Genomic DNA, 1,627 nt, shown 5'->3' with positions numbered 1-1,627 from the left:
CTGGCAGATGTCAAGACGGCCTTGCGCGGGCATGGGCGCGCCGAAGCCCGGCTGCGTGAGAGCGACGAGACCCTGCGGGATTTCGCCGAAGCCGCCTCGGATGTGCTCTGGGCCCGCAATGCCGACACGCTGCAGTGGGAATACCTGACGCCGGCCTTCGACGCCATTTACGGGATGAGCCGCCAAAAGGCCCTGGCCGGCGACAATTTCGCCACCTGGATCGAACTTATCGTGCCCAAGGATCGCGAGCATGTGCTGGGCCAGATCGCGCGCATACGCGACGGCGAACGCGCAACCTTCGAATACCGCATCTGCCGGCCGGCCGACAGCGAGATACGCTGGCTGCGCGATTCCGGCTTTCCGATGCGCGATGAGGCTGGAAAGGTCGCCCATATCGGCGGCGTCGGCCAGGACATCACGCGCCGGAAGCAAGCCGAGGAACAGCAGCAGGCTCGCTTCGCCGAGTTGCAGCATCATATGCGCAACACGCTGGCCGTGATCCGCTCGATCGTGCGGCGTACGACGGAGAAAAGCGAATCCCTGGACGAAGCCGCGGCTCACCTGGAAGGGCGCATCAACGCTTTCGCCCGCGTGCAGGCGGCGATCACACGCCGTCCGTCGATCGAGATCAACCTGGCATTAATCGTCGCCGAGGAATTGCGCGCCGCCGGGGGCCGGGAGGGCGATAACCTGACGATCGAGGGGCCGCCATTGACGCTCGCCCCCAAGGCTGCCGAGACGATGGGCTTGGCCATCCACGAACTGGCGACGAACGCGTTGAAATACGGGGCGCTTGCCAGCTCCAACCGGGCTGGCCGCATCGACATCGGATGGCGTTTGGAGGAAGATCTGCTCCGCTTCGTCTGGGCTGAAAGCGGTGTTGACGATTTGGAGCAGACCGAGCGACGAGGCTTCGGTTTCGAGGTGCTCGAGCGGACCTTGCCTTACGAGCTCGGAGCGACGGTGGAGTTGCGGTTCGCTCCGAGCGGTCTCAATTTCACGGCTGCCGTCCCGCTTCGCGCCATTAGAGCAATTGCAGGAAAAGTGTGAGCGGCTTCCGCTGGAAATTGCGAGAAAACAAAGAGATAGAGTGGTTCGCCGCTTCGGTGAAGCGGCGAACCACTCTAAAGCCGTCGCAATCTTTCAGATTCGCTCCATGCGCTTTAGGTTTTTGACTTACGCAGGTCTTTATCCCGAAACCGGTTCCCACTTTCGGGAGACATGCTTTAGCCGACAGCGGTCGTAACCGTCCGGGAGTCGCTGCGCAAATAGCCCGCCTCGTCTTCGTCTCTTTGCCTGCCGCCTAGCGCTGCCGCGACCGCAGCAATGAACGCGCCAATCACCAGCGACAGCGCGCCAACCAGTGCAGCGGCGGCGCTCGCCTTGCGGGCCTTGTCGGCGGCTGCCTTGGCTTTGTTCTTGGCGTCCTCGGCACGCGCCAGGACCTCGTCGACCCGCTTCTGCGCCTCCGCCTGGGGAAGGCCCGTGCGGGATGCCACGAGTTGGGCAAGATAGGCCTTGTCATCCGCGCTCATTTCGCCGTTCGCAGCGCTGATTGTCAGTATGCGCGCGGCCGTGCCGCGGCGTCCGCGTTGTTTTGGGGCGTTGCCGCCGCTGTAGGCGCGGC

Annotated in this window: 1 protein-coding gene and 1 pseudogene; one reads left to right on the top strand and one right to left on the bottom strand. The window is 63.9% G+C overall.

Annotated elements, in window-relative coordinates; genetic code table 11:
* Positions 1-1,050 (top strand): HWE histidine kinase domain-containing protein (locus tag EOA27_RS35635; protein WP_127258626.1); only part of this gene is annotated, 1,050 nt, incomplete at its 5' end.
* 176 nt (positions 1,051-1,226) lie between these two features.
* Here the strand turns inward: EOA27_RS35635 and EOA27_RS35630 are convergent.
* Positions 1,227-1,627 (bottom strand): annotated as a pseudogene (locus tag EOA27_RS35630) (hypothetical protein); the annotation flags it as partial.

It is taken from the genome of Mesorhizobium sp. M2A.F.Ca.ET.037.01.1.1 (genome assembly GCF_003998075.1).
Classification (GTDB): Bacteria; Pseudomonadota; Alphaproteobacteria; order Rhizobiales; family Rhizobiaceae; genus Mesorhizobium.
This window is presented reverse-complemented; position numbering and strand designations above follow the sequence as displayed.